This window comes from Streptomyces rhizosphaerihabitans (genome assembly GCF_025399795.1).
Taxonomy (GTDB): Bacteria; Actinomycetota; Actinomycetes; order Streptomycetales; family Streptomycetaceae; genus Streptomyces; species Streptomyces rhizosphaerihabitans.
Genome location: NZ_JAODTZ010000002.1, coordinates 65,324 through 84,224, shown reverse-complemented (window position 1 = coordinate 84,224; position 18,901 = coordinate 65,324). Strand labels below are relative to the sequence as shown.

Annotated in this window: 18 protein-coding genes; 6 read left to right on the top strand and 12 right to left on the bottom strand. The window is 69.7% G+C overall.

Annotation, left to right across the window (positions count from 1 at the left end):
- Positions 1 to 239: 239 nt before the first annotated feature.
- From N4G66_RS02415 to N4G66_RS02385, 7 genes are all read right to left on the bottom strand, one after another.
- Positions 240 to 1,400 carry a hypothetical protein gene (locus N4G66_RS02415; protein ID WP_261702218.1) on the bottom strand — a complete coding sequence of 387 codons (1,161 nt, stop codon included), beginning with the start codon at positions 1,398 to 1,400 and terminating at the stop codon, positions 240 to 242.
- Positions 1,397 to 2,203, bottom strand: coding sequence for a PP2C family serine/threonine-protein phosphatase (locus tag N4G66_RS02410; RefSeq protein ID WP_261702217.1), 807 nt, complete (start codon positions 2,201 to 2,203; stop codon positions 1,397 to 1,399). Before N4G66_RS02410 ends, N4G66_RS02415 begins: the two co-directional genes overlap by 4 nt.
- 27 nt (positions 2,204 to 2,230) lie before the next feature.
- On the bottom strand, positions 2,231 to 2,992 hold the full coding sequence (locus N4G66_RS02405; protein WP_261702216.1) for a vWA domain-containing protein: 762 nt from the start codon (positions 2,990 to 2,992) through the stop codon (positions 2,231 to 2,233).
- A gap of 17 nt (positions 2,993 to 3,009) precedes the next feature.
- The gene (locus tag N4G66_RS02400) at positions 3,010 to 4,197 is read right to left on the bottom strand and encodes a hypothetical protein (RefSeq protein ID WP_261702215.1); all 1,188 of its coding nucleotides are present in this window, start codon (positions 4,195 to 4,197) and stop codon (positions 3,010 to 3,012) included.
- A 139-nt stretch (positions 4,198 to 4,336) separates the two neighbouring features.
- Positions 4,337 to 4,801: a hypothetical protein gene (locus N4G66_RS02395; RefSeq protein ID WP_261702214.1), complete on the bottom strand. Its 465-nt coding sequence runs from the start codon at positions 4,799 to 4,801 to the stop codon at positions 4,337 to 4,339.
- The gene (locus N4G66_RS02390) at positions 4,788 to 5,753 is read right to left on the bottom strand and encodes a serine/threonine-protein kinase (RefSeq protein WP_315903602.1); all 966 of its coding nucleotides are present in this window, start codon (positions 5,751 to 5,753) and stop codon (positions 4,788 to 4,790) included. The genes N4G66_RS02395 and N4G66_RS02390 overlap by 14 nt, the downstream gene beginning before the upstream one ends.
- A gap of 243 nt (positions 5,754 to 5,996) precedes the next feature.
- The gene (locus tag N4G66_RS02385) at positions 5,997 to 7,814 is read right to left on the bottom strand and encodes a phosphoenolpyruvate carboxykinase (GTP) (RefSeq protein WP_261702213.1); all 1,818 of its coding nucleotides are present in this window, start codon (positions 7,812 to 7,814) and stop codon (positions 5,997 to 5,999) included.
- 323 nt (positions 7,815 to 8,137) lie between these two features.
- Here N4G66_RS02385 and trhA point away from each other — a divergent pair, with 323 nt between their 5' ends.
- Both trhA and N4G66_RS02375 read left to right on the top strand, forming a co-directional pair.
- Positions 8,138 to 8,851, top strand: coding sequence for a PAQR family membrane homeostasis protein TrhA (gene trhA / locus N4G66_RS02380; protein WP_261702212.1), 714 nt, complete (start codon positions 8,138 to 8,140; stop codon positions 8,849 to 8,851).
- A gap of 191 nt (positions 8,852 to 9,042) precedes the next feature.
- Positions 9,043 to 9,180 carry a hypothetical protein gene (locus N4G66_RS02375; protein ID WP_261702211.1) on the top strand — a complete coding sequence of 46 codons (138 nt, stop codon included), beginning with the start codon at positions 9,043 to 9,045 and terminating at the stop codon, positions 9,178 to 9,180.
- On the opposite strand, the gene N4G66_RS02370 is transcribed toward N4G66_RS02375, so the two are convergent.
- Complete coding sequence (locus tag N4G66_RS02370) at positions 9,177 to 10,376, bottom strand: RNA-guided endonuclease InsQ/TnpB family protein (RefSeq protein WP_261702210.1); 1,200 nt, start codon at positions 10,374 to 10,376, stop codon at positions 9,177 to 9,179. The genes N4G66_RS02375 and N4G66_RS02370 overlap by 4 nt on opposite strands.
- Positions 10,377 to 10,421: 45 nt before the next feature.
- Between N4G66_RS02370 and N4G66_RS02365 the strand changes: the two genes are divergently transcribed.
- The 4 genes from N4G66_RS02365 (at position 10,422) to N4G66_RS02350 (ending at position 12,239) form a co-directional block, all read left to right on the top strand.
- Positions 10,422 to 10,577 (top strand): Arc family DNA-binding protein, encoded by a 156-nt coding sequence (locus tag N4G66_RS02365; RefSeq protein ID WP_261702209.1) that lies wholly within the window; start codon positions 10,422 to 10,424, stop codon positions 10,575 to 10,577.
- A gap of 118 nt (positions 10,578 to 10,695) precedes the next feature.
- Positions 10,696 to 10,842, top strand: a complete 147-nt coding sequence (locus N4G66_RS02360) for a hypothetical protein (RefSeq protein WP_261702208.1) — start codon at positions 10,696 to 10,698, stop codon at positions 10,840 to 10,842.
- Positions 10,839 to 11,501, top strand: a complete 663-nt coding sequence (locus N4G66_RS02355; RefSeq protein WP_391858736.1) for a TetR/AcrR family transcriptional regulator — start codon at positions 10,839 to 10,841, stop codon at positions 11,499 to 11,501. The genes N4G66_RS02360 and N4G66_RS02355 overlap by 4 nt, the downstream gene beginning before the upstream one ends.
- Positions 11,502 to 11,513: 12 nt before the next feature.
- On the top strand, positions 11,514 to 12,239 hold the full coding sequence (locus tag N4G66_RS02350) for a Mut7-C ubiquitin/RNAse domain-containing protein (RefSeq protein WP_261702206.1): 726 nt from the start codon (positions 11,514 to 11,516) through the stop codon (positions 12,237 to 12,239).
- 75 nt (positions 12,240 to 12,314) lie between these two features.
- On the opposite strand, the gene N4G66_RS02345 is transcribed toward N4G66_RS02350, so the two are convergent.
- From N4G66_RS02345 to N4G66_RS02330, 4 genes are all read right to left on the bottom strand, one after another.
- The gene (locus N4G66_RS02345) at positions 12,315 to 14,579 is read right to left on the bottom strand and encodes a galactose oxidase early set domain-containing protein (RefSeq protein WP_261702434.1); all 2,265 of its coding nucleotides are present in this window, start codon (positions 14,577 to 14,579) and stop codon (positions 12,315 to 12,317) included.
- A 143-nt stretch (positions 14,580 to 14,722) separates the two neighbouring features.
- Positions 14,723 to 15,928, bottom strand: coding sequence for a glycosyltransferase (locus tag N4G66_RS02340; RefSeq protein WP_261702205.1), 1,206 nt, complete (start codon positions 15,926 to 15,928; stop codon positions 14,723 to 14,725).
- Positions 15,925 to 17,616 carry an ArnT family glycosyltransferase gene (locus tag N4G66_RS02335; protein WP_261702204.1) on the bottom strand — a complete coding sequence of 564 codons (1,692 nt, stop codon included), beginning with the start codon at positions 17,614 to 17,616 and terminating at the stop codon, positions 15,925 to 15,927. Before N4G66_RS02335 ends, N4G66_RS02340 begins: the two co-directional genes overlap by 4 nt.
- Complete coding sequence (locus N4G66_RS02330; protein ID WP_261702203.1) at positions 17,613 to 18,875, bottom strand: glycosyltransferase; 1,263 nt, start codon at positions 18,873 to 18,875, stop codon at positions 17,613 to 17,615. Before N4G66_RS02330 ends, N4G66_RS02335 begins: the two co-directional genes overlap by 4 nt.
- Between the last annotated feature and the right edge of the window lie 26 nt (positions 18,876 to 18,901).

Sequence of the window (18,901 nt, the reverse complement as noted above, 5' to 3'; positions counted from 1 at the left end):
CGGGCCCCTCCCCCTCCGGAGCCCCAGGCCGCGGCCCCTCGAACTTCCGGCCCCCTCGGACTTCGCAGCCCCTCGCGCTTCCGGGCGCCTCGCACTTCCAGCCCCGCGGACTCCGCGACCCCTCGCACTTCCGGGCGCCCCGCACTCCACAGCCCTCGCTGCGACCAGCGCCGCGCGGGGTCCGGAGCCGTCGGCCCTCCGGGCCGCTCATGCTCCGGGCCGCTCGCCGCGACCGCGGCTCACGCGTTCGCCGCGATCACCACCAGGATCACGACCACCAGGATCAGCAGCGCCACCTTCAGCGCGGTGGGCCACGGCTCACCCGGCACCGGCGGCTGGGACGGCGCGCCCGGCACCGGCACCGCCGCCGGTCCGTTGAACACGTCGTGCCCGGTGAGCGCCGCCCGGGCGCACCAGGGGCACGCGGTCAGATGCGAGCCGAACGCGTGCAGCGGGCGGCCCGGGCAGACCCGTACCAGCGCGCGTTCCTTGTCCAGGGCGCGCAGCCATGCCTCCGCCGGGGGCCGGGTGGCGGGATCGTGCACACCGGGGCCGAAGGCTGAGCGGGCCAGCGCGAGGAGCTCGGGCGGGAGCACCGAGGGGTCGATGGTGCCGCGCGGGATGACGACCCGCTCGGGGCGCACGACGTAGGAACAGCTCGCGGCGATGTTGTCCTTGACGGTCGACTCCGAGGCACTGTCGTGCGGGACACCGCCGAAGGGGTGATTGCCCGCGGTCAGCAGCTGGTAGACGAGGACGGCGAGGGCGAATTCGTCGGTGGCCCGGGTGGCGGGACCCCCGGCCTGCCGCTCGGGGGACGAGTAGTCGGTGGTGTGCATCAGGCAGGGGAAGAGTTCCCCGGTCACCCGGTCGTTGAAGGCGATGGAGTCGCAGTCGAGGAAGGTGACGAAGCCGTTGGCGTCGACGACGACGTTGCTGCTGGAGAAGTCGCCGATGACGAGATTGTCGTAGTGCATGCGGGCGGTCATGAAGGCGAGGTTCCAGGCGACGCCGAGCAGAAAGCGCCAGTCGGCCCGGTCGGCGAAGAGCTTGAGGCGCTGGGCGCGGGTGAACAGGCCGATCAGCTGCACGTGCTGGGGCTCGCCGAAGCGGCGCATGGCGTAGCCGAGGAACTCGCCCTGCGAGCCGCGGGCGAGGGCGGTCGGCCAGGCCAGCTCGGGCGGCTGGGAGGCGTCGGTGGGCCGGGTCACGAGCGGGGACATGGTCAGCATCCGCATCAGCCGCCGCTCCTGTTCGGGGCCCGGCGGCTCGCGGTACAGCTTGACCACGATGCCGTCGTCGCCGACGACCGGGAAGACGGCCGCCTGACCGCCGCCCTTGAGGGGCAGTTCGGCGAGGGTGACCGGCTTGCCGTCCAGGAACACGGTGAGGCCGCTCATGGCCGCGCCTTGAGCACGGCCCGCAGCAGGGTCTTGTCGTCGGCGTTGAGGGCGGTGAGCCGGTCCGACCGGAGCAGGGTCCCGAGGCCCTCGTGGGCGCTCGCGGTCACCGGACCGGGAACGTCGAGGGAGCGGAAGACCGCCTCGGCGAACGACGTGTTCGGGGACAGCGCGCCGCCGCCGGAGCGGTTGAGCGCGGCCTGCGCCAGTCCGTCGGTGGACAGCAGCACCCCGTCGACGCCGTCGTCGGACACGCAGTCGGTGTGCACCCAGCGGGCCGCGTCCGGCGAGGTGAGGAAGACCGTCTCGTTGCTGTACTCGCTGGCCGCCGCGGGCTGCGGCAGCAGATGGAACTGCCGCTCGCCGTCCTCCGTACCGGCCCGCAGGACGACGAAGCCGTCACCCACGGACAGATGACCGAGCCAGCCCCGCGCGAGCACGACCACGGTGAGCGTGGTCGCGAAGTCCGCCGCGTCGGCGCCCGTGCGGTCCAGGAACACCTTGCAGACGTCGTGGAAGGCGTCCTCCAGCAGCTCGTGCACGGCCTGGCCGGGACGGCGGTCCGCCGCGGTGGCGGCCCGGCGCGCGAAGTGCTCGGTGGCCAGCTCCACCGCGAGCCGCGAACCCTCCTCGGAGCGTGGTCTGCTGCCCGCGCCGTCCGCGACCGCGAGGACCGCCACGGACGCCGACTCCGTGTAGGCGCAGGCGTCCTGGCAGGGCAGCCCCTGCCGGCGGTGCCGGTATCCCTCGACGCTCATTCCATGGATCCGCCACGGCGTCTCCCGCTCGTCGGCTCCGGTCATCAGTCAGGAATCCCATCCGGTCGTCGGTCACGATTCCCAGGCCGGGCGCTGCGTCTTGAACTGGCTGAAGATCTTCTCGAAGACCTCGTCACCCGCGCCCTTCTGTTCGGCGTTGGCACTGGCGGACATCATCTGGAGCAGCTCGCGGAACGGGAATCCCTGCAACCGGGCGTTGAACTTCGGGGCGAACGACTGGAGCACCTGCTCGCCCCGGTCCGTGATGCCTCCGACGCCGATCGCGTACAGCCGGAAGCGGCGGGCCCGCTGTTCGTCGGCGAGCACCGGGACCAACCGGTGCCAGGAGTCGGTGAGATGGCCCGTGGCGTCGGTCGGCAGCCCGTCGGTGACCAGACAGATCTGCGGCCGGTAGTACTGGAGTCCGGAGGCGCGCAGCTCGGCCTTACGGGCGGCGACGATGTGCATCGACAGTTCGAGGGCTTCGGTCATCAGGGTGACGCCGGCGGCGGCGAGCTGCGGCGGCCGGAACATGTGCGCCGGCACGAAGGGGCTCACCGGGGCGCGGGGGGCCAGGAGTTGGGGCCCGCGCCAGGCCGCGACGCCGTTGCCGCCGAAGGTGACCACGGCGACCTCGACGCTGTAGCTGAGGCTGACGTCGTCGTGCAGTTCCCGGGTCCACTCCGCGAGCGCGTTGTTGAGCGTCTGGATGGGCTGACCCGCCATGGAGCTGGAGATGTCGAGACAGAGCACGAGCGGCAGCCGCTGCGCGTTGTTCTCGAACTCGATGTCGGCGTACTCCGCCGGCAGCGTGGGCGGGTAGTCGCTGTGCATGGGGATCTCTCCTGGTCTCAGGGCCGGCCGGCTTTGGCGTGCCGTCCAACCGTCGGCGGGAAGGCGTAGAGGAGGTCGGAGTCCCGCTCCCTCGCCTCGGTGACATCGACGAGTCCGCCGGGTGCGGGTGGTGGGCGGCCCGGCTCGGCCCACACCGCCCGGTACAGCACGTGATCGATCTCGACATAGCCCTGCGGGTGCAGTTCGGTGCGGACGACGGCGGGCCGGGCGGGGCCGGGTACGTTGCCGACCGCCCGTCCGCGATGGGGAGGCGACGGCGTGGCCCGGAGGCGGGTGGTGGCCTCGTCGGGCACGTGGGTACGGGGACGGGTCCGCGGGCGGGGCGCCATGGCGGCCGGAACGGCGCCGACGCCCGGCGCGGCGAGCGATCGCCGGGACAGGGTGCCGACGGCGACGCCGCGGGCGGAACGGCGGATCAGGAAGAGGAGCAGGCCGAGGAGGAGGACGAGCACAACGCAGAGGACGGCGAGCACCTGGGTGGCGGTGTCCCAGCCGGAACCGGCGCCCGTGTCGGTACCGGCGTCGGAGGTGGGGCCGGGGTTGCCGGAGCCGCCGGAGTCACCGACGTTTCCGGCCCCCTGCCCCTGGCTCCGCCCGTGGCCCTGGCCCTGGCCCTGCCCCTGCCCCTGCCCCTGGCTCGCCTGGCCGGAGTCGGTCTCGGTGGGGTTCGAGGTGGCGGACGGCGCGCCCAGGGTGCCGTCGACGCCGTACGTGTGCTGGGAGAGGTCGACGGCCAGGCCCAGTTCGACGAGGTCGCCGCCGCTCAGCGAGTGGCCCGGACGGAGCCGTGCGCACGGGTCGCTCGCCTTGTCGGGGTCGCAGGCCTCGCGGGCGGCCAGCTCGTCCAGGGCCTGCTGCGACAGCGCGTCGATCGTGGCGTCCTTCGCGACGAGCCTCGCCTTCGGGTCCGCCAGTACGAGAAGTGCCGTTCCGCCCTGTCCGGTGTGGGCGCGCCCCGGGACCTCGACCACGAGTCTGGCCCGCTGCCCCAACAGGGCCTTCTCGAAACCCTTGTGGCTCTCGGCGCTGCCGTCGAACGGCAGCGGCCGGTCGAGGGTGACGTGAACCGTTCCCTCGCCGATCGAGTGGGACCAGCACCGGAGGTGTTCCCCGAAGGTCGCGCCGCACGACTCGGCTGCCGCCGGCACCGCCGGAGCAAGCGCGACCAGGAGTCCGGAAAGCATGATGAAGGAAAGCCGACGCCGCATGGAGACCCCCCGTGGCCCTAAGAAAACACCCCCGTGGCCCTGAAAGGCACTCGCCCATAGTGGCGGAAAACGGCGGGCGTCCGAAAGGGTTTGAGGAACGCAGCGGGCATCACTTCTACAACTCGAACACCTGATGGCATCGGGTGAACATTTGTCTCGCCCGTTCCACCCAATCGCTGGCCAAAGCATCGAAATCTGTTTGTGTGACGCGACAGGTCAGGGGAAGGTCGCACACGCCCGCGAGACAGGGACGCGGTCCCCGCACGTCCCAGACGGACAGCATGGGACGCAGCTGCTCGGTATTCCACGCGTTCGACGCGGCCGCGGCGACGGCCAGTTGGTCCTGGCGCAGAAAATGCCCGTCGGTCGCGAAAGCGACCAGCAGTCTCTTGGTCGTCATGAATCGCACGGTGACCATCCGGCCTGTTTCCTCGAGGTCGAATCGCATGGAGACGGAGACGGTGTCGGTCGCCGTGTGGAAATTCCGTCTGGCCACCCAGTTCTGCACCAACTGCCGCCAGTGCGCGCCGATTTCGAGGATCTCCTGGCCACGGCCGGAAAAGGAGTCAGGCGTCGCCACGGCCCACCGCCCCGGCGACCATCGCGTCGGTCAGCCCGGCGTCGAGCAGCGCCTGAGCGTGCGACAGCAGACAGGAGGGTACGGACACGCTGGTGCTCTCCTTGCGGCGCTTCATCAGATCCTGGGTGCGCACCTTGATGCTGTGGGCCACCGTCGGCGGCGGCCAGGCGGCCTGCCGGGGCTCCTCTTCCTCCAGCAACCCGGCGAGAAGTTCGGCCAGTCGGGGCCGGTCCTCGGGCCGCTTCGCCAGACAGCGCGCGACCAGTTCCCGCATCGGCCCCGCTATGCCGTCCAGTTCGGGTTCGGCGAGGACGACCCGGTAGCGCACCGCCTCTCCGCTGCCGTGCGGCGGCCGTCCGGTGAGCGCGTACACCAGGACCCCGCCGAGGGAGAAGACATCGCTCGGCGGGCCCACCGTGGCCCCCTTGATCTGTTCGGGCGACATGAAGGGCGGGGTGCCGACGACGACACCGACCTGGGTGAGGCCCGGGGCACCGTCCACCCGGGAGATCCCGAAGTCGATGACGCGCGGTCCGTCGGAGGCGAGGAGCACGTTCGCCGGTTTGAGGTCCCGGTGCACCACACGTGCGGCGTGGATGGCCTGGAGCGCCTCGACCAGGCCGGCGCCGAGCCGTCGCACCTGCGGCTCGGGCAGGGGACCGTCGCTGTGCACCGCCTCGGCGAGCGAGGGGCCGGGCACGTACAGCGTGGCCAGCCAGGGCAGTTCGGCCTCGGTGTCGGCGTCGACGACGGCCGCGGTGTAGGCGCCGCTGACCACGCGTGCCGCCGCGACCTCGCGTGCGAAGCGCTCCCGGAACTCGCCTTCCGCCGCGAGTTCGGGCCGCACGACCTTCACCGCGACCTCGCGCCCGGCGGGTGAGCGGCCGAGATACACCCATCCCATGCCACCGGAACCGAGCCGGCCCACGATGCGGTAAGGACCGATCTTCATGGGGTCACTGACAGGCGTACGCACCCCGCCCACCTCATTTCGGGGTCCACTGCTGGATGTCAGGAGTGTCCCTCGAAATCCGCGCTTTTTCAGCCGTTCCGGCACGGGCGGGGCGGAGCGGACGAAAAAGCCGGGGCCTCGCACATACGTGCGAGGCCCCGGCGGGGTGCTGTCACCGCGGCCGACCTCCGCAACGGTCGCAGGTCAGGGCAACTCGGGTCGGCCGCGGAGCCACAGGGGGCGTCAGCCCAGGCGCTGCACCAGGGCGCGGTACTCGTCCCACAGCTCCGTCGGCGTGTGCTCGCCGAAGGTGTTGAGGTGCTCGGGGACCAGGGCGGCCTCCTCGCGCCAGACCTCCTTGTCGACCGTGAGCAGGAAGTCGAGGTCGGCGTCGGCCAGTTCGAGACCGTCGGTGTCGAGGGACTCCCGGGTCGGCAGGACGCCGATCGGGGTCTCGACGCCCTCGGCCTTGCCGTCGAGGCGCTCGACGATCCACTTCAGGACGCGGCTGTTCTCGCCGAAGCCGGGCCACACGAACTTGCCCGCGTCATTCTTGCGGAACCAGTTCACGTAGTAGATCTTCGGGAGCTTCGCCTGGTCCTTGTCCTTGGCGACGTCGACCCAGTGGCCCATGTAGTCGCCCATGTTGTAGCCGCAGAACGGCAGCATGGCGAAGGGGTCGCGACGCAGCTCGCCGACCTTGCCCTCGGCGGCGGCGGTCTTCTCGGAGGCGACGTTCGCGCCGAGGAAGACACCGTGGTTCCAGTCGAAGGACTCCGTCACCAGCGGTACGGCCGTGGCGCGGCGGCCGCCGAAGAGGATCGCCGAGATCGGCACGCCCTTGGGGTCCTCCCACTCGGGCGCGATGATCGGGCACTGCGAGGCGGGCGTCGTGAAGCGGGCGTTGGGGTGTGCGGCGGGCGTGGCGGACTCCGGCGTCCAGCTGTTGCCCTTCCAGTCGGTCAGGTGTGCCGGAGTCTCCTCCGTCATGCCCTCCCACCAGATGTCGTTGTCGTCGGTGAGCGCGACGTTGGTGAAGACGGAGTTGCCCCACAGCGTCTTCATCGCGTTGGCGTTGGTGTGCTCACCGGTACCGGGCGCGACACCGAAGAAGCCGGCCTCGGGGTTGATCGCGTACAGCTGGCCGTCCTCGCCGAACCGCATCCAGGCGATGTCGTCACCGATGGTCTCGACCGTCCAGCCCGAGATCGTGGGCTCCAGCATGGCGAGGTTCGTCTTGCCGCAGGCGCTCGGGAAGGCGGCGGCGACGTACTTGGACTCGCCGGTGGGCGGGGTCAGCTTCAGGATGAGCATGTGCTCGGCGAGCCAGCCCTCGTCGCGCGCCATCACGGAGGCTATGCGCAGGGCGTAGCACTTCTTGCCGAGGAGCGCGTTGCCGCCGTAGCCGGAGCCGTACGACCAGATCTCGCGGGTCTCGGGGAAGTGCGAGATGTACTTCGTGGAGTTGCACGGCCACGGCACATCGGCCTCGCCCTCGGCCAGCGGCGCTCCGAGCGTGTGCACCGCACGCACGAAGAACCCGTCGGTGCCGAGTTCGTCCAGGACCGGCTGCCCCATGCGGGTCATGGTGCGCATGGAAACGGCGACGTAGGCGGAGTCGGTGATCTCGACGCCGATCGCGGAGAGGTCCGAGCCGAGCGGGCCCATGCAGAACGGGACGACGTACATCGTCCGGCCCCTCATCGAGCCGCGGAAGACACCCTGCTCACCCGAGAAGATGTCCCGCATCTCGGCGGGGGCCTTCCAGTGGTTGGTCGGGCCCGCGTCCTCTTCCTTCTCGGAGCAGATGAACGTCCGGTCCTCGACCCGCGCGACATCGGTCGGGTCGGAAGCGGCGTAGTACGAGTTGGGGCGCTTGATCGGGTCGAGCTTCTTGAAGGTGCCCTTGCGGACGAGCTCCTCGCTCAGTCGCTCGTACTCGGCCTCGGATCCGTCACACCAGACCACACTGTCCGGCTCGGTCAGTTCGGCGATCTCGTTGACCCACGAGATCAGTTCCTTGTGATTGGTCGGGACGGGAGCCGCGATGTCGCGCGCCACGATTGCTCCTAAATGAGGGGTTTTGTTGTTGTGCCCCGTGGGGGCTGCGACCCGGATGCTTCACGGTGATTGAACCCCTGGCGCTCATCCGGTGCCGACCGCACTCATTTGATGATCCGACCGAGTCGCGCATATGTCCAGAGGGCCTCACACCTGAGCGGAGTGAGCATCGCCACTCTCCGGAGGGTTTCCCCCCGCTTGCTCCGGGTTCACCGCGAGTACCCCGGTACGCCCGGCCGATCGCGTGAGATCATGGCCACTATTGCGGTTCGCTTACGCGGGACTGACGCGTAACCTACGGTTCCGTAGGTACGATTCGGCCCATGACTGCGTCCGCCCCCGACGCGCCCACGGACTCGCCGGCCGCCGGCCACGTCTCCGTCGCGCACTCCTTGTCGGAAGAGATCAAGCCCAAGCTTCGCGGCTGGCTGCACCTCGGCATGTTCCCCGCCGCCCTCGTCTCCGGACTGGTCCTCACCGCCCTGGCGGACTCGACCCGCGGGCGCGTCGCCTGCGGAGTCTTCGCCCTGACGGCCTGCCTCCTGTTCGGGGTGAGCGCCCTCTACCACCGCGGCGACTGGAGTCCGCGGATGGACGGCATCCTGCGCAGACTCGACCACGCGAACATCTTCCTGATCATCGCGGGCACCTACACCCCGCTGACGATGCTGCTGCTGCCGGAGGCCAAGGGACAGTGGCTCCTGTGGAGCATCTGGGCCGCCGCGGCGGCGGGCATCATCTTCCGGGTGTTCTGGGTGGGCGCACCGCGCTGGCTCTACACGCCCTGCTACATCGCGATGGGCTGGGCGGCCGTCTTCTTCCTGCCCGACTTCATGCGCACGGGCGGCATCGCCGTCCTCGTCCTGGTGATCGTCGGCGGTCTGCTCTACAGCGCGGGCGGGGTGATCTACGGAATCAAGCGGCCCAACCCGTCACCGCGCTGGTTCGGATTCCACGAGGTCTTCCACTCCCTGACCCTCGCCGCGTTCATCGTGCACTACGTCGGCATCTCGCTGGTGGCCTACCAGCACGGCTGACACCTCCCCCAACTCCCCCTTCCTCAGTGGCCGCGGCTTCCAAGCCGCGGCCACTGCGCGTTTCCGGCGCGATGACACCCCTCCCTGCCAACCGCGCCGACTCCGTCAACCGCGCCAACCCACCGACTCCGCCAACTAAAGTCTCACTAAATTGGCAGTAAATGCCTTTTGATAGTCAATTTTATTTCATCGTGACTCTCACGCATGACGGCATCGCTCGGCGCGACGCCCGCTGCCGGTGGGTCGGGGCCCCGGTCGCGAGCATGCTCGTGCTCGGCTTCGACTTCTTCGACATGACGATCCTCAACTTGACATCCTCCCCGGCTTAAAGGCCGGGGATTCCCGCCTGCACACGGCCGGTCGGCCGGGCACGTCGGGTGGGTTCCTGTTTCTTCCGCACCGGGGTGCGGGTTGCGCGCTGTGCCGGCACGCGTGCCGGTCTTACCTGCGCTCCACGGGCGTTTCGGGTCTCCGCCTGTCCGGCGGCGACCTTGTGTCCTTCGGTGCGGATGTTGCGGGCGGCGTTCACATCGCGGTCGTGGAGGGTGCCGCAGCCGGTGCAGGTCCATTCCCGGACCGCAAGAGGCTTGGGCCCGTCCTTGAAGCCGCAGGCGGAACAGAGCTGCGAGGACGGGAAGAACCGGTCCACGCGGGTGAAGACGCGCCCGTACCGGGCGGCCTTGTACTCCAGCATGCCGACGAACGCCGACCAGCCGGCATCGTGCACGCTTTTGGCGAGCCGTGTGCGGACGAGACCTTTCACGCACAGATCCTCGACGTGTACCGCTTGGTTCTCGCGGATCAACGTCGTGGACAGCTTGTGGTGAAAGTCCCGCCGGGCATCGGCCACCCGGGCGTGAGCCCGCGCCACCTTCACGACGGCCTTCTTGCGGTTCGCCGACCCCTTGGCCTTGCGGGCGAGGTCCTGCTGCGCTTTACGGAGCTTCTTCTCCGCACGGCGGAAGAACTTCGGGGCGGTGACCTTGCGGCCGTCGGTCTCCACGACGAACGAGGCGAAGTACCGGCCGGACGCATCCTTGATGACGGTCACCGAGGATGGGTCGGACGGGAGTTCGCGGGACCAGCGGACCCGGACCTCGCCGACCTTCGGCAGGCGCAGCTTGCAGCCCGGTGTGACGGCCCAGCGGTCCGAGCGGGTGTACCGAGCGGTCTGCCTGTTGTCCCGGCGCGAGCGGAACCGCGGCTCGCCGATCCTGGCACCCTTGCGCTTGCCGGACAGGGAATCGAAGAAGTTGCGGTACGCGGTGTCCAGATCACGCAGGGCCTGCTGCATCACCCCGACTGGGGCGTCCGCCAGCCAGGCCCGCTCGGGGGTCTGTTTGGCCTGTGTGATGAGCCGTTTGGCCAGATCCCCGGACTTCGGGAACGGCAGGCCTTCGGCATGAGCGGCACGGCGCACGGCGAGCGCATCGTTGAACACAACTCGCGCGCACCCGAACGTCCGGGCCAGCGCCTGCCGCTGGCCCGGCGTGGGGTACATCCGCACGTTGTACCGGAGCTGCATGGCGTCAAGATAGCACCACTATAGGACCAATGCCATGATGGGACCATGACGAAACACGTGAACCTACGACTCCCCGACGACGTGCACGAAATGGCTGTAGCCGCAGCCGCAGCCGACGACCGCTCCCTGAACTCCTGGCTGATCGCTGTCGTACGACGAGCGGCAGAGAGGGGCGAACGCCGATCCGCCCAGGAGGCGTAACGGCTTTCCCTGCCCTGCTCCGCAGGACCCCGCATTCACCCTCGGCCAGAAGGTCAGGGCCCTTACGGTTTGCCGGTGGCACTGCTCGTCGTAAGCGAACGCCGCGTACATCCATGGCATGGACCTGGTCCTGCTGGTCAGCGGGATCGCCGCGCTGGTCACCGCGCTGCTGGCGGCGGCGCTGCTGCCGGGCCATGGACAGCCCATCCCCGTACTGAAGGAGGACACCGACATGGCCCCGGCCCCCGCCGATGCCGGACAATGAGGACCATGGCCGCCACCGCACAGAGTTCCCCTCCCGCCGCGGAGCCCCAGCCAGGGCTCCGCGAGCGGAAGAAGATCAAGACCCGCATCGCGATCCGCGAGGCGACGTACCGGCTGATCGCGGAGCAGGGATACGACGCGACGACGATCGAGCAGATCGCGGAGGCGGCCGAGGTCTCCCCGTCCACGGTGTTCCGCTACTTCCCGACCAAGGAGGACATCGTCCTCACGGACGAGTACGACCCGCTGCTGGAAAAGGAACTGCGCGAGCGTCCCGCGGACGAGCCGTGGTTCGAGTCCCTGCGCCATGTGATCAGGAAGGCCATCGGTGTCAGCAGCTCCGAGGACCCCGAGATCACCCGGCTCCGGACACGGCTGCTGGTCGAGGTCCCCGCGGTGCGTTCCCGGATGATGGAGAGCATGTCCGTCACCGGGCGGCTGCTGAGCCGGGCCATCGGCGAGCGCTCCGGCCGGGACCCGGACAGCCTGGAGGTCCGGGTCTTCGCGATGTCCCTGATCGGCGGTCTCATGGAGACCTCCCTGTACTGGGCCGAGACCGGCCAGGGGGACGACCTCGCCGATCTCGTCGAGCGCACCGTGAAGGTCCTGGAGCACGGTCTGCCGCCGCGAAACCCGGAGGACCGGGGCGCCCCCGCATGACATCCTGACCGCGTGAACGGACCGGAGATCCACATCGAATTCGCCCCCGAACTGGGGCTGTTCGTCCCGCACGCCCGCCGCGCCGAGGTCACCCCCGTCGGCACCGACGGCTCCTCCACCCTCGGTCATGTCGTCGAGTCGCTCGGCGTCCCGCTGACGGAGGTCGGCGCCCTGGTCGTGGACGGGCGCGAGGTGCCCTTCTCGCACATCCCGGCGGCCGGCGAGTCCGTGCGGGTCCGCGCGGTCGAACGCCCGCAGCGGGTCCCCGGCGCCCCGTTGCGCTTCCTCCTCGACGTGCACCTCGGCACCCTCGCCCGCCGCATGCGGCTGCTCGGCGTCGACACGGCGTACGAGTCCACCGACATCGGCGACCCGGCTCTCGCCGCCCGTTCGGCTTCCGAGCGGCGGGTGCTGCTCAGCCGCGACCGCGGACTGCTGCGGCGCCGCGAACTGTGGGCCGGCGGCTTCGTCTACAGCACCCAGCCCGATGACCAACTCCGCGACGTCCTGGGCCGGTTCGCTCCCGAGCTGAAACCCTGGACGCGCTGCACCGCGTGCAACGGCCTGCTCCGCACGGCCACCAAGGAGCAGGTCGCGGACCAGCTGGAGAGCGGCACCGAGCGGTCGTACGACGTCTTCGCGCAGTGCTCGGAGTGCGGGCGCGCCTACTGGAAGGGCGCGCACCACGACCGGCTGGAGACCGTCGTGGAGCGCGCCCTCGCGGAGTTCGGGAGCTGACGGGCCGGCGCCGGACCACGTCCGGCGCCCGACCGGATCCTTCACCTGACCGAATCCGTCTTCAGGTCCCGCCCTCTAACGTCTGATCAGATCCTTTGCCCCGCAGGCCAGTCCGTCCGTGCTGGGGTCGAGCCCGAGGGGATCGTCCTTGCCGTTGATCCTGAGGCGCCCGTAGTCGTTCTTCTTCAGCCAGGCGCAGCGGGAGGCCGTCGTCTTCCTCACACCGTCCGGGAAGACCGTCGGCACACAGACGTTGATCGTGCCGTAGTGGCGGTCGCAGCCGGAGACGGTGGTGGACACCTTCTGCGAGGTCCGCTTCTTGCCCGCCCCGGTGACGGTGCCCGCCAGGGAGTCGGCGAAGGAGTGGACATGCGCCGAGGCGGTGTCCGTGGCGAGCGCGGACGGGCCCTGGAGATGCACCCACTTGGCCACCGAGGGAACGCCGTTGGCGTCGACCGCGAAGAGCATGTACCAGCCGGGCGGCGCCATGTCGGGGTTGCTCGTCACGTTCAGGTCGACGTTGTCGCCGTCCACGCTCAGCGGCAGGTCCACGAACCGCTGGTTGGGATCGGAGGAGTGCGTCACCGCGGCGGGCCGGATCAACTCCGCCTTCACGATGGGCCGGTCGACCGTGATGCGCTGGGTGTCCCCGTACACCCACTCGTTGTCGATCACCGAGGTGATCGTCGGGCGGGTGCCCTTGAGGAGGTACGGCGGGGTGTAGATGGACACGTTGTGGTTCCAGGTGCCGTTGCCCGGGTTGTCACCGGTGGCCATCACGCGGCCGTCGGGCAGCAGGAACGCGGAGGAGTGGTAGCCGCGCGCCTCCGGGTCGGCGGCCACCGGGTCGAAGGTCGAGGTCGCCGGGTCGAAGAGCGACGCCTCGAAGACCGGATCGGCGCGGTTGTGCAGTCCGCCGCCCGTCTCCAGGACCTTCCCGTCGGGCAGCAGCACCGCCGAGACGTACATCTTGCCCTGGCTGCCGGTCTGGGCGACCTTGCCGTTGCCGAGGTCCACCGTGCCCTGCGGGATCTGCGGGCCGACGGTGTACGCGGGGTTGGCGGCTTTCAGGTCGATGATGTCGGTGAGCCGGCCCGCGTCCGGGTTCGAGTCGATGTTGCCGCCGCCGATGGTCAGGACCTTCTGGTCCTGCGCGGGAGGCAGCAGCACGCTCGCGGACTGGTCGCGCTGGTCCTTGTTCTGGAGTCCGGGGACCGCGGTCGTGGTGTTGGCGTCGTAGTCGTAGATCGCCGAGCCGGTGCCCGGGGTGCCGTTGCCGAAGACATGGCTGCCCGAGTAGAAGAGCCGGCCGTCCTGCATCAGGATCATCGACGGGTACAGACCCCAGAACGACCACGTCTGGTTGACCTGCCACAGCGGCAGCCACTGCTGCTGTGCGTTCGAGAAGCGCTCGGCGGTCACCGAACCCGACGAGTCCTCGCGCAGACCGCCGAACGAGATGATGTCGCCGTTGCCCAGCTCGGTGGCGGACGGATACCAGTGGCCGTCGTTCAGGTCGTTCGTCCTGCTGTACGTCTCGGTGACCGGGTCGAAGATGTACGAGTCCTTGAACCCTTCGTACCCGTGCCCGCCCGCCACCGGGAACGCCTTGTTGCCGCTCATCACCAGCACCCGCCCGTCGGCGAGCTGGACGTGCCCGGCGCAGAACATGTCCTTGGGCGTGGGGATCACCTTGTACGAGCCGGTCGCCGGGTCGTACACCGCCGACGTGAACGTGCCCGCGTCGAAGTTCTCCTCGCTGTTCCCGGAGCCCGCGATCAAGAGCACCTTGCCGTTGTTCAGCACGACGGAGTGCATGGAACGGACCGGGTTCTGCGTGGGCAGGACCGTCCACTTCCCGTTCGCGCACTCGTCGGCCGTGCCCGTGCAGGTGGCCGGCGGAATGGGATCGGAGACCTGTTCCATCGTGTAGTCGTCGGTGGTCGCCGAACCCGTGCCGTACACGGAGACGCCCCAGGTGATGCGGTCGGTGCCCGCCGGGACGGCCGGGGTGCGCACCGTCGCCTGCGTCCAGGCCGCCGCCATGTCCAGGGTCTTGAGGTCGGTCCAGTACTGCCAGCCCGCCGTGGTGTCGTGCCGGAAGAGCGTGATCGCCGCGTCGGGCGTCGTCGTCCTGTAGTAGAGCCCGAGGTCGTACTGCTTGCCCGCGGTGACCACCGGCGCGCACGCGGTGGACTCGGTGATCAGCGCCTTGCGGTCGCCGTCGACCCGGCGGGTCAGCGTGACCTTCATGGCCTTGGAGCCGGAGTGGGCGTCGGTCACGGTCGCGAAACCGAAGTCGTTGTCGCCCCAGCCGGACTTCTCCCAGCAGGACGGCATGCCGTCCGTACCGGCGGTCTCGAAGCCCGGGTTGGTGACGAGGTTGACGGCCGACGCGGGCTGCGGTGACACGAGCAGCAGCCCGGCGGCGAGGCCCGTCACGGCCAGCAGGGCGGTTCTCCGTCGTGGTCTCACCCGGAATTTCACGCGGCACTCCTCGCTGTACGGCTCCCACGCCGGCTCTCGCTGCTGCGGCGCGGGAGATAGACCAGCGCTTCGGTCCCGGCGAAGCGCAGAACGAAGGTCGTCACCAGGGCCAGCGCCGTGGCGGACAGGGCACCCATGCCGAACTGGTGGACGAAGAACGCGATCAGCGGGATGCGCAGCACCAGATCGGCGTTGGCGAGCAGCGCGAACCGGCCCGTCCGGTCCCACCGGCTGCGGTGCCTGCGGCGCTCGCGGAACAGCAGATGCTCGATGAGCAGGAAGTTCCAGGCCACGCCGAGCTGGTTGGCGAGGATCTCCGCCGGTACGTAGTGCAGTCCGGCGGCGGTGAGCGCGTACAGGCCGAGCAGGTTCGGCACGAAGCCGGTGGCGCCGATCAGCCCGAAGACCACCATGCGGGCCACCGGCGAGGCTGTGCGCAGCCCGACGAGGTGGCGCAGGAACCGGAAACCCTCCTGCGCGCTCGACTTGGACTCGCCGGCGAAGCGGTCCTGGAAGACGAAGGGCACCTCGGTGACCTGTCGGGGGCGGCTGCGCACGGCCAGTTCGAGCAGGATCTTGTAGCCGAGCGGCTGCAGGACCTCGGCGGTGACCGCGCTGCGGCGGATCGCGAAGAACCCGCTCATCGGGTCGCTGATGCCCCGCAGCTTGCGCGGGAACAGCGTCTTGGTCAGCCAGGTCGCGCCGCGCGACACCGCGATCCGGTAGCCGCCCGCGAGCCCTTCCCGGCTGCCGCCCTTGATGTACCGGCTGGCGACCACGAGGCCCGCGTTCGCACGCTCCCCCGAAGCGACCAACTCCGGTATCAGGGACGGCGGATGCTGGCAGTCCCCGTCCATCACGACGATCCACTGGGAGCTCGCCGCCTTCAGCCCCTCGACGACCGCGCCGCCGAGCCCGCCCTCGGGCACCTCGCGGTGCAGCACGGTCACCGGGAACGGGCAGTCCCGGGCGGCCTCGGAGATCACCTCGGGGGTGTCGTCCGTGGAGTCGTCCACGAAGACGACCTCGCAGGGCAGCCGGGCCGGTACGGACTCGGTTATCTGGTGCAGCAACTCCCTTATGTTCGCCGACTCGTTGAAGGTCGGTACGACGATGGTCACGGCGCCGGGCTCCGGGACCTCGGCGCCGCGTACCGCCGGGTCGCCCAGCTCACCGGGGACAGTGCTCTCGAAGCTGCTCATCGACTGCCTCCGGAACGGGCCGTGTTGGTGGTGGTGGTGTTCTTGGTGGCGCTGCGGTCGTTGGAGTCGCCGATCCGCCGGATCTCGATGCGGTCCTCGCCCCTGCCGAAGGTGGCGACCGGGGTGGAGTGCTCGATCGCGGCCTTCACGTTGGGCAGGTCGACCGCGTCGCGCCGTACGGTCGGCGACGCGACCACGTAGTCGAGGTCCTTCCAGCCGCGCGGCAGCGTCTTGGTGACCGCGGGGTCGAGGTCGGCCTTGTAGAACCAGATGGCGCCGAGGCCCGGCCGGTAGCCGTCGTGCACGAGGTCGAGCCAGAGCGCGTCGTCGACCAGGACCCGGGTGTCCCGCGGGTCCTTCACCTCGGTCCTCAGCCAGGAAGAGGCCGCCCGGTAGGGGGCGTTGGCGTCGGCGGTCACGGCCGTGCGGTCACCGTCGTACCAATGGGGCACGACATAGGCGCCGGCGGCCACCAGCAGCACCGCCGCGAGCCCGCGCCGCCCCCACGTCACATACGTCCGCTCCTCCTCGGTCCGCCGTCTGCGCAGCACGGCGTGGGCGACGCTCGCGGTGCCTCCGGCGAGGACGAGGGCGAGGAAGGGAAGGGCCTGGATGACGTACATCGCGGGCAGGTAGCCGTTCGGGCGCATGGCCACCAGGGCGAGGATCGCCACGGTGAGCGCGGGTCCGGCCAGGGCGCGCGCGGTCACCGACCAGCGGAAGGTGACCAGGAGCAGCAGGGCGCCCGCGAGTCCGCCGAGCGGCAGGACCCGGTCGTAGTACAGCCAGGAGTGGAGCACCCCGTACGAGCCGGTGCCTGCCCCCAGGATGAACCCGGAGCCGGGGCGGCTCATCTGGTAGGTGATGCCCTCCCAGAGCGAGACATGTCCGCCGCCCGGGAACAACTCGCCCTTGAGCAGGGCGAAGAGCGGGTACGCGGCGCCGATCAGCACGCACGCGGTGACGGCGCCGGTGAGCGCGAACTTGCGGGTGTCGCGATGGCTGTGCCGCCACATCGTGACGAACAGCGCGGGCAGGATGACGAGCATCGTCTCCTTGGTCAGCACGGCGGCGGCGGCCGCGAGGCCCGCGCCGAAGTGGTGCCACAGATGACGGCTCGGCGACGCGGCCAGGCAGAACGCGAGCAGCGTCCACATCACCGCGATGTTGTCGAGGAAGATCTCCCGCTGGAGCACGACCGAGAGCGGGGAGAGCCCGAAGAGGACCATCGCGAGACCGGCCGCCCACCGCGGCAGCGACAGCCGGCGCGCGAGGACGTACAGCAGAACGGCGCTCACCGCGCTGACCACGAGCATCGCGAAGCGCATCGAGCCGACGGTCATCAGCGAGGGGCTGATGTGCGCGGGTATCCAGGTCAGCAGGGCTATCTGGATCCAGCCGAGCGGCGGATGGTCGTACCAGTACGTGTAGTGGGCCAGGCCCTTGCCCTGCTGGACGGCCCAGGCCTGGGCGAGGTAGGTGCCCTCGTCGTCGCTGAGGGTCGGGTAGGCGGCGATGTTCCAGCCCTGCACGACGAGGATCGCCGCGAGCAGCACCGCGCACAGGATCAGATCGGAGCGCGAGCCGCGAAAACGCGAGTCGGGAAGGGGTGTCGGGACGGTTTTGGGCGCACGAGGCCGCTGCGCGGGGACCGTGGGTGTGGTCGCCGCGGGAAGGGTGGAGGTCACGCAGGAACGTCCTCTCGGATCACTTCGGTGAGATGCGCGCCGACATGACTGGTCAACTCCCAGTCGTTGCGGCCCCGTTGCTCGCGCCAGACGGCGCGCACGGCGGCACCCGCGAGCAGCACCTGGTAGAAGGGACCGCCGACGACGAGCTTCAGGTAGTGCACGGGGCGGACCCGGAGCCCGTACTGCTTGCCGAAGTCGTGCAGTCCGACGAGCTCGAACACGAAGGTGACCAGAGCGGTCACGGCCGGCAGGAACGTGATGAAGGCGATCCCGACGGGCACGTCCAGGAAGAGCGCGACCGCGACGTTGAGCGGGATGATCACCCCGGAGATCGCCTGGAGATACGGCGTCATCAGCGTGTAGCGGGCGAGCAACCGCTGCCCGAAGCCCGGCAGTTGCTTCCAGTCGCGCTTGCGGTAGACCTGCAGGAAGCCCTGGTTCCACCGGGTGCGCTGCTTGAGCAGCGACATCAGGGAGCCGGGTGTCTCCTCCTTGGTCACCATGTCGGAGTCGTACGCGACGACGACCTTCTTGCCGACGCTGGACAGCCGTACGCCGAGGTCGCAGTCCTCCGCGAGGCAGTCGGGGTCCCAGCCGTCGGCCTCCCGCAGGACCTTCGTCCGTACGAAGACGGTGTTGCCGCCGAGCGGGATGAACCCTTTCTGCGCGTGCAGATGAAGGCGCGAGCGGAACCAGAAGAAGTACTCCAGGCAGTTGCGCAGGCTGTACCAGCTGGAGTTGAAGTTGATGAGCTGCACCCCGCCCTGGACGACGTCCGCGTCCGTCGTGCGGAACGCGTGGTCGACATGGGCGAGCAGCTCCGGATGGACCTGGTCCTCGGCGTCGAAGACCCCGACCACATCGCCGCGGCAGTGCGGCAGGGCCGTGTTCATGGCCTTCGGCTTGTTCTTCTTCTCGTGGTGGTCGACGACGACCCGGACACGCGGATCGCGTGCCTCGGCACTCCGGGCCACCTCGGTGGTCTCCGGGTCGTCGTGCCCCACGATGACGATGATCTCGAAGTCGGTGTGGCTGGATTCCAGCAGTCGCTGGATGGTGTGGTCGAGCACGGCCTGCTCGTGCCGTGCGGGCAGCAGCAGCGAGAAGGACAGGCTCTCACCCCCGTCCGGACTGCTGAAGCGGGTGGAAGCGAGCACTTCGGGCGTACGCCACGCGTGCATCTGCCACCACAGGGTGAAGGCCGCCATCCAGAAGAGCGCCAGAGAAACGGCAGCGATGAAGACAGACGTGAGCAACAGATCCCCCCAGATCCCCAAAAACC

Bases quoted from the DNA above. Each gene is read 5' to 3' on its own strand.
- N4G66_RS02345 (WP_261702434.1), bottom strand. From the start codon at position 14,579: ATGCCGTCCTGCTGGGAGAAGTCCGGCTGGGGCGACAACGACTTCGGT.
- N4G66_RS02370 (WP_261702210.1), bottom strand. From the start codon at position 10,376: ATGCAGCTCCGGTACAACGTGCGGATGTACCCCACGCCGGGCCAGCGG.
- N4G66_RS02355 (WP_391858736.1), top strand. From the start codon at position 10,839: ATGAGGACCATGGCCGCCACCGCACAGAGTTCCCCTCCCGCCGCGGAG.
- N4G66_RS02365 (WP_261702209.1), top strand. From the start codon at position 10,422: ATGACGAAACACGTGAACCTACGACTCCCCGACGACGTGCACGAAATG.
- N4G66_RS02400 (WP_261702215.1), bottom strand. From the start codon at position 4,197: ATGCTTTCCGGACTCCTGGTCGCGCTTGCTCCGGCGGTGCCGGCGGCA.
- N4G66_RS02410 (WP_261702217.1), bottom strand. From the start codon at position 2,203: ATGACCGGAGCCGACGAGCGGGAGACGCCGTGGCGGATCCATGGAATG.
- N4G66_RS02340 (WP_261702205.1), bottom strand. From the start codon at position 15,928: ATGAGCAGCTTCGAGAGCACTGTCCCCGGTGAGCTGGGCGACCCGGCG.
- N4G66_RS02405 (WP_261702216.1), bottom strand. From the start codon at position 2,992: ATGCACAGCGACTACCCGCCCACGCTGCCGGCGGAGTACGCCGACATC.
- N4G66_RS02390 (WP_315903602.1), bottom strand. From the start codon at position 5,753: ATGAAGATCGGTCCTTACCGCATCGTGGGCCGGCTCGGTTCCGGTGGC.
- N4G66_RS02360 (WP_261702208.1), top strand. From the start codon at position 10,696: ATGGACCTGGTCCTGCTGGTCAGCGGGATCGCCGCGCTGGTCACCGCG.
- trhA (WP_261702212.1), top strand. From the start codon at position 8,138: ATGACTGCGTCCGCCCCCGACGCGCCCACGGACTCGCCGGCCGCCGGC.
- N4G66_RS02415 (WP_261702218.1), bottom strand. From the start codon at position 1,400: ATGAGCGGCCTCACCGTGTTCCTGGACGGCAAGCCGGTCACCCTCGCC.